At 41.2% G+C, this 6,243-nt stretch carries 12 protein-coding genes; 4 read left to right on the top strand and 8 right to left on the bottom strand.

The window, feature by feature from the left end:
- Positions 1 to 94: 94 nt before the first annotated feature.
- Both WA010_RS13225 and ychF read right to left on the bottom strand, forming a co-directional pair.
- Complete coding sequence (locus tag WA010_RS13225) at positions 95 to 694, bottom strand: hypothetical protein (RefSeq protein ID WP_422557586.1); 600 nt, start codon at positions 692 to 694, stop codon at positions 95 to 97.
- A 47-nt stretch (positions 695 to 741) separates the two neighbouring features.
- A complete protein-coding gene (ychF, locus tag WA010_RS13220; protein ID WP_422557585.1) occupies positions 742 to 1,842 on the bottom strand; it encodes a redox-regulated ATPase YchF in 1,101 nt (366 codons plus the stop codon).
- A gap of 155 nt (positions 1,843 to 1,997) precedes the next feature.
- Here ychF and WA010_RS13215 point away from each other — a divergent pair, with 155 nt between their 5' ends.
- Complete coding sequence (locus WA010_RS13215; protein ID WP_422557584.1) at positions 1,998 to 2,222, top strand: hypothetical protein; 225 nt, start codon at positions 1,998 to 2,000, stop codon at positions 2,220 to 2,222.
- On the top strand, positions 2,209 to 2,448 hold the full coding sequence (locus WA010_RS13210; protein ID WP_422557583.1) for a type II toxin-antitoxin system RelE family toxin: 240 nt from the start codon (positions 2,209 to 2,211) through the stop codon (positions 2,446 to 2,448). The genes WA010_RS13215 and WA010_RS13210 overlap by 14 nt, the downstream gene beginning before the upstream one ends.
- Before the next feature lie 137 nt (positions 2,449 to 2,585).
- Here WA010_RS13210 and WA010_RS13205 read toward each other — a convergent pair whose 3' ends face one another.
- Genes WA010_RS13205 through WA010_RS13185 form a run of 5 tightly spaced genes read right to left on the bottom strand, consistent with a single transcriptional unit; the run spans position 2,586 to position 4,073 of the window.
- Positions 2,586 to 2,813 (bottom strand): hypothetical protein, encoded by a 228-nt coding sequence (locus WA010_RS13205; RefSeq protein ID WP_422557582.1) that lies wholly within the window; start codon positions 2,811 to 2,813, stop codon positions 2,586 to 2,588.
- Positions 2,810 to 3,295, bottom strand: coding sequence for a hypothetical protein (locus WA010_RS13200; RefSeq protein WP_422557581.1), 486 nt, complete (start codon positions 3,293 to 3,295; stop codon positions 2,810 to 2,812). The genes WA010_RS13205 and WA010_RS13200 overlap by 4 nt, the downstream gene beginning before the upstream one ends.
- Positions 3,296 to 3,317: 22 nt before the next feature.
- The gene (locus tag WA010_RS13195) at positions 3,318 to 3,461 is read right to left on the bottom strand and encodes a hypothetical protein (RefSeq protein WP_422557580.1); all 144 of its coding nucleotides are present in this window, start codon (positions 3,459 to 3,461) and stop codon (positions 3,318 to 3,320) included.
- On the bottom strand, positions 3,458 to 3,685 hold the full coding sequence (locus WA010_RS13190; protein WP_422557579.1) for a hypothetical protein: 228 nt from the start codon (positions 3,683 to 3,685) through the stop codon (positions 3,458 to 3,460). Before WA010_RS13190 ends, WA010_RS13195 begins: the two co-directional genes overlap by 4 nt.
- A complete protein-coding gene (locus WA010_RS13185) occupies positions 3,678 to 4,073 on the bottom strand; it encodes a NifB/NifX family molybdenum-iron cluster-binding protein (protein ID WP_422557578.1) in 396 nt (131 codons plus the stop codon). Before WA010_RS13185 ends, WA010_RS13190 begins: the two co-directional genes overlap by 8 nt.
- Before the next feature lie 102 nt (positions 4,074 to 4,175).
- On the opposite strand from WA010_RS13185, the gene WA010_RS13180 reads away from it, so the two are divergent.
- Positions 4,176 to 5,066, top strand: a complete 891-nt coding sequence (locus WA010_RS13180) for a NifU family protein (RefSeq protein ID WP_422557577.1) — start codon at positions 4,176 to 4,178, stop codon at positions 5,064 to 5,066.
- 9 nt (positions 5,067 to 5,075) lie between these two features.
- The gene (locus WA010_RS13175) at positions 5,076 to 5,519 is read left to right on the top strand and encodes a TOBE domain-containing protein (protein WP_422557576.1); all 444 of its coding nucleotides are present in this window, start codon (positions 5,076 to 5,078) and stop codon (positions 5,517 to 5,519) included.
- A 2-nt stretch (positions 5,520 to 5,521) separates the two neighbouring features.
- Here the strand turns inward: WA010_RS13175 and WA010_RS13170 are convergent.
- On the bottom strand, positions 5,522 to 6,243 hold a 722-nt coding region (locus WA010_RS13170; protein ID WP_422557575.1), incomplete at its 5' end, for a S41 family peptidase.

The following is a 6,243-nucleotide window of genomic DNA, read 5'->3' as shown; positions in this document are numbered from 1 at the left end:
CTACTATTGTGATGCTATGCGAGAAAGAGATGATGGAGCTAGGTATTTCGAGTGGGCATAATGTCCGTTTTACTCAAACGATTGCAAGGATCAATTAAATTTTTTTGAGATTGAGTTGTACTTTGAGATGCTCATTTTCTTCGTAAATATCAATTTCACTATTGATAGGGGGAGATAGTTTCGTAAGTGCTCCTTGAATTGAGTGAAAAACATGGACGAAAATTGGAAACATTGGGGCAATAATATAGTCGATATGCCCTTTTTGGATAATGTGGGCCAAACTCTTAATCCCACTGTAGTAAACGGTTTTATTGATGGCACGTTGAATACGGTATTGATGCAAAAATTCAATATTTTTCACTAACACCTGATGCTCTTCGTCACATAAAAGACGATTGCTATGTGCGTGTTCAATTTGAGTAGCAATTTCTTCTTCAACTTTTTTTATTCGATCTGAAATTTTTTGATCCAATGCTGAATCGTAGGTGTTGATAAGAGAAAATATAGTGTCAGGATCTAGAGGTTTTTTTTCGGTTATTGTGATATAACGCTCCCCATCAATGTATTCATGATCCAATGCATGTATCAACTCTGCGACAAAACTGAGATAGACAAACTTATCCTCTTTATTGTGATCAAATTCAATTCCATGCGAGGAAATAAGAGGTTTTGGACCAGCATAGCACAGAGACATAGGATACTCCTACTCAGTAATTTTGCCCAAAGAGGGTAAATTCTAAATTATACATTAAATCTAAAGTGCATGATATCACCGTCTTGCACAATATATTCTTTCCCTTCCAATCGCATTTTCCCCGCTTCTTTCGATTTGGCTTCACCGCCACAGGCAATGAAATCTTCATAACCGATTACTTCAGCGCGGATAAACCCTTTTTCGAAGTCGTTATGGATAACAGCGGCTGCTTTCGGAGCCGTCGTATTTTTGTGGATCGTCCATGCACGAACCTCTTTGACACCTGCAGTAAAGTAACTCATAAGTCCGAGTTTATCAAAACCTTTACGGATGATTTGCTCTAAACCTGATTCTTCGACACCCATATCGCGTAGGAATTCGTCACGCTCATCATCTTCCATACCGACGAGCTCTTCTTCGATTTTTGCACACAGTTTGATTACTTCACACCCGTGTTTCGCCGCGTGTTCGCGGAGACGTTTAACGAACTCATTATCGGAGGTTAAGCTGTCTTCATCGACGTTCGCCCCGTACATGATCTCTTTGGCACTAAGAAGTCGAGTTTCACTCATCAGTTTTTCATACATTTCGCTATCCGCTTTCGGAAAGTTACGAGCGAGGTTCCCCTCCGCCAAAAACTCCGCCAACTCTTCGGCAAATTCTGCCATAACAGCAGAATCTTTATCGTTTTTCGCCTGTTTTTTGAGTCGATCGATACGGTTTGTCAATACTTCGATGTCGGCGAAGATCAGTTCGTTTTCGATGATCTCAACATCGAGCAGAGGATCGATACGCCCCTCGGTGTGAACGATATTATCATCTTCGAAACAACGGACGATTTGCAAGATGACTTCGGTTTCGCGGATGTTAGAGAGGAATTTATTTCCTAACCCTTCACCTTTACTGGCTCCCTTAACGAGACCGGCGATATCGACGAAATCGAGAGTTGAGTGTTGGATACGCTCAGGATTAACTATTTTAGCCAATGCAGTCAATCGGATATCAGGAACCGGAACGGTCGCTTTGTTCGGTTCGATCGTACAGAACGGATAGTTTGCCGCTTCGGCGTTTTGTGCTTTGGTGAGTGCGTTAAAAGTGGTTGATTTCCCGACGTTTGGTAGTCCGACAAGTCCGATTGATAAGCCCATTGAGTTTTTCCTTAGTGTGTTTCGATGCGTAAAGTATTGGCGCAATTATAATACAGAGTTGTTGAGTGGGGACTGAGGGGATATTTTATCCTTAACATCATGATGTTATGATGTTATGATGTATTTGTGTTATAATGCTCTAAAAAGGAGATAGTATGAGTGTACGCACCACCATTACCCTCGATGAGGACATCCTAAAACTCCTCAAACTCAAAGCAGTAGAGACCTCCGAATCGCTCTCATCACTCGTCAATAACATCGTTATCGACGCATTTAGAGAAGATAGCAGTGATTTAAGAGCTTTTGAGGAGCGAAAAAATGAAGAGAGTCTTTCGTTCGAGTCGTTTTTAAAACAGCTGGAAGCCAATGGCAAGTTATAAAATAGAGATCAAAAAATCGGCGGCGAAAGAGATCGAAAATCTTCCATCGGTGGTTTTAAAAAGGGTAGTTTCTCATATCCAAGAACTCGGAAGCAATCCCAGACTTATAGGGTGTAAAAAACTGAGCGGTGATGAAAAATATCGGATCAGAGTAGGGGATTATCGGATTTTATACGAAATCGAAGATGAGATTGTGAGTGTGTATGTCGTCAAAGTAGCACACTGAAAAGAAGTTTATCGGATGCTGGAAAAGTGAAAAGTTCATGGTTCGACAAAACAAGGGTACCGCTCGCGAAGCGATGTTTCCTTGAGCTCACCACGAACGAAAACTGAGACTATGCAAGAAACCTAATACACTTTTGATTAAAGATGGTCACTATAGTCACATGAAGTATCAAATTCCAGTGTCTCTTTGGTTGATTTTTGTAAATCTGCCGCATACTGGATTAGGATATCTAGGTCTACACTGCACTCTAAGGCTATTTTTTCGATTTCGCTTTTATGGATTATTGGATTACGAAGCTGTATAAATTGATCGGCTGTAATATCGATATGTATAATTTTATCACTAAAATGAAGAGAAAGAATCATACTTTTATACTTGCTAAGGCTTCATTAATCTGCTCCAATGCCAATGATTTGGCATTTTCAACCTCTTTGTTATCCCACCAATATCCGATGATTGCGTGCTCAATCTGTTCGAGTTGATCCATTGTGAGATTAGCAAACACTTCGTAAGAGCTGATTTCATCAGAGGAGACTCCTTTGGAAGCAGCAATTTTATTCAGAGTTTCAACGATACTCTCTTCGAGTGGTTTTGGGGTAATCTCTAATCTCGCATGATCGATCCATGCACGGATCTCCTCTTCGAGGTAATCGTGCCCCCACACTTGATAACACAAAATTCTATTGGGGCTATAGACTATTTTTTCATCTTCGCTCAAAACATCGCTGGTTTTTACCGCTCCATCATAGAGATAGACTTCGACACGTTCGTTTTCACGTAAGGTACAAGCCAGTTCAAATGCATTACGTGCATGTTTTAACAGTTCTTTTTTTAGATTTTCATTCATAGTATAATCCTTGTGTTTTAGGTCATATAAGGGTGATCGTCTTTTTCCCCATACTCGCCCAATGGGGTTCTCCGCTTTTGACACTGTCTTTATCCAATATCCTCCGATATTGCTCTATCTCACCGATATCGGTAAGCAGACGTCCATCGGATGAAAAGGTACTCATGAAGCTCTTGATCGGCTATTATGGTAATCCCACAGCCGTTTGTAGTGGCTGTCAAGTTCACTCAGCGTCGAATCGACGGTGATGAGCTCATTAGTACTAGGAAAGCGTTTGGAGTTGCTCTCATACCAATGTTCCATTTCGAGTTTGAGCGCATTGCGTTTGGCAACGGTCTCAACGATAAGATTACGTATTTCAACCATTTCATTAGTGATAATCTCAGTCATGGGTACACCCACATTCGCACGCACCTGCATTGGTTCCAGGATCGAGATAATCCGACGCATTCTCAGGAGTGACCCGGATTAAACTCTCAGATAGTGCGACATCGATCGCACGATCCAAACTCATTGTCTCTTTACCGAGCCAATAAACAGAGATCCCCTCACGTACCATGACATGAAAAGGGCCGTCGCCTAAAAAACCGTACAGGGCTGATGTTGCACCTGAGTCTGCTAGGAAGGAGGCGGTTTTGATTCCATTACCGCACCCTTCATTGGAGATGATAGTACTTTTTTTCGTGAGCGGATCGACAAGTGCGAAAAATTTGGCATTACCAAAAAGTTTCGTACTCATCGTATCTTGTGTATCAGTTTCGACGGGAATAGCAATCATCTTTGCCCCTTCATGTCTAGATTTTAATAGCAAAATGCATTTTCTATTCTCTACGATAGAACGACGGTTGCATATAAGAACCAAAAGTGAGGTAACACGCACATGGATGAACTTCGTACCCATTATCACTACTTTAGTAATGAAGAAGGTGACGGCTATGAGATATACAGCTGTGATTTTCCTGATGTTAAAGGGTACGGTGATACGTACGAAGAGGCGATGAGCGATTTACGCAGCAATTTAAAACGACTTGAGGAGAAGAGTATGGAAGCACAACCATTAATGGAGAGCGCAATCGCGGCCTATGATAAAAAAGAGTATATGGTAGCTAAATCGATTTGGGAACCGCTTAGTGCTACGAATACGGATGCAATGGTCAATCTGGGAACCATGTATGTTAAAGGGTATGGAGTAGAGAGAAATATCTCTGTAGCCTTTACACTCTTTGAACGCGCGGCAGCGTATGGGCATGAGACCGCTTCTTTTTATATGGGTGGAATGTATGAAAACGGGATTGGTGTCACTGCGGATAAAGCCGAAGCCATCCGTTACTACACAACTGCAGCCGAAGCCAACATGCCAACCGCTCAACTCAAACTCGGGATTTTACTCCGTGAAGAGGATGTTTTAACCTCGATGAAATGGATGATCCGCGCCGCTCATGCCGGTGAAGCACAAGCCCACTCACTCCTCACTTATGTCAGTAATATGTCAGAGGCGACCGACATAAATGTCGCATTTCGAATGATGGATGAATCCTCTCAAAGAGCGAAAGTCGAGATGGTGATTGCTGAGAACCTCGCTCCTACCCTCGCTAGTGATGGCGGTGGAGTCGCTCTTGTGAACTATATCGGTGGTGATACTCCTGAAATTTGGCTCCGTTATTTGGGTGCGTGTTCAGGATGTCATCTCGGACCAACCTCTACAGCGGGGATGATTTTAGAGCAATTTGAAAATGTAATCGATAAAAAGATCGTTATTTATCTCTGGTAGGAGTTTACGGTGAACACTTTTAGTGCAAAAGTTGAAGATATCAAAAGTGATCAGTTTTTCAGCTGTATCACCGTACGTGCTAATGATATGGAATTAAAACTTCTCAAAACCGAAGTACCTAAATGGCTCCATATCGGTGATGAGGTAGAGTGCCGTGTCCAAGAAGCGGCCATTGCTATCTGCAAGGGAGCTAAAGAGGGGAGTGTTTCGATTGAAAATCATCTCTCCGGCGAACTGCAACATTTTCGTAAGGGGTTGGTGCTGAGTGAAGTCTCTGTTGAAACTCCTTGTGGAAAACTCAATTCTCTCATCACGACTGATGCCTTCGAGCGGATGGAACTTTGTGAGGGGTGCAATGTGACACTGTTGCTCAAAGCAGTCGATATCAAACTGATGCCGGTGATCGATTCGACCTCGTTTGAGCAATGTGCTTCGAAGTTAGCCAATCAGTAAAATTAGCGATTTTTGATTATGGTTGCAATTTTTTCATAAAGTGCCTCATTATCCAAAGAATCGGTATCGAGTGGAATATCGGATTTTACCGTTGTGCCTGAAGCGACAGTTCCATCGGGAAAATAAAACTTTCCAACGGGTAATTTAAGAGCGTTATTCTCTGAAAAAGTTATTACCCTATAGCTTGAGCTAACGGTTTCTTTTGATGTACCGATAACAATAGCATTTTCTCTTTGCATTGTTTTCGCAAAGAGTAATGCTCCCGATGCGGTTGTATGGTTGATGATGATATATACTGGTTTCGGAACTGTTTTCATAGGATTGGTGGAAACTATTTTGAAAGTATCATATTTCTTGAAAGAGCGATCGGTTAGACTAAATAGTTCCGTATTGGGCTGTGTAAATAAACTGAGGGTTTCTTCTATACTATTAACTAAACCACCTTTATTATTACGTATGTCTAATATGATATTCATGTTTTGTGGATATTGCTCAAGAATTGTTTTAATTCTATTTGGAATGTATTGATCAAACATATAAATTTTGATAACTAAAAGGTCGCTTCCAATTTTTAAGTGTGAAATAAATGCGATTCTATCTCTGGTCAGGGTATATGAAATATTTTGATCAGTAGTGATTGTAATGGAACTTCCGATAGAGCCTTTTAATTTTTTAATTGCATCGTCAAGAGATATATTTTGTGTAGGTTGATCATTGATAAAAG

Source organism: Sulfuricurvum sp., assembly GCF_049305995.1.
In the GTDB taxonomy this organism is placed as follows: domain Bacteria; phylum Campylobacterota; class Campylobacteria; order Campylobacterales; family Sulfurimonadaceae; genus Sulfuricurvum.
This window is presented reverse-complemented; position numbering and strand designations above follow the sequence as displayed.

Bases quoted from the DNA above. Each gene is read 5' to 3' on its own strand.
- WA010_RS13195 (WP_422557580.1), bottom strand. From the start codon at position 3,461: ATGAGTACCTTTTCATCCGATGGACGTCTGCTTACCGATATCGGTGAG.
- WA010_RS13210 (WP_422557583.1), top strand. From the start codon at position 2,209: ATGGCAAGTTATAAAATAGAGATCAAAAAATCGGCGGCGAAAGAGATC.
- WA010_RS13185 (WP_422557578.1), bottom strand. From the start codon at position 4,073: ATGATTGCTATTCCCGTCGAAACTGATACACAAGATACGATGAGTACG.
- WA010_RS13190 (WP_422557579.1), bottom strand. From the start codon at position 3,685: ATGACTGAGATTATCACTAATGAAATGGTTGAAATACGTAATCTTATC.
- WA010_RS13200 (WP_422557581.1), bottom strand. From the start codon at position 3,295: ATGAATGAAAATCTAAAAAAAGAACTGTTAAAACATGCACGTAATGCA.
- WA010_RS13180 (WP_422557577.1), top strand. From the start codon at position 4,176: ATGGATGAACTTCGTACCCATTATCACTACTTTAGTAATGAAGAAGGT.
- WA010_RS13225 (WP_422557586.1), bottom strand. From the start codon at position 694: ATGTCTCTGTGCTATGCTGGTCCAAAACCTCTTATTTCCTCGCATGGA.
- ychF (WP_422557585.1), bottom strand. From the start codon at position 1,842: ATGGGCTTATCAATCGGACTTGTCGGACTACCAAACGTCGGGAAATCA.
- WA010_RS13205 (WP_422557582.1), bottom strand. From the start codon at position 2,813: ATGATTCTTTCTCTTCATTTTAGTGATAAAATTATACATATCGATATT.
- WA010_RS13215 (WP_422557584.1), top strand. From the start codon at position 1,998: ATGAGTGTACGCACCACCATTACCCTCGATGAGGACATCCTAAAACTC.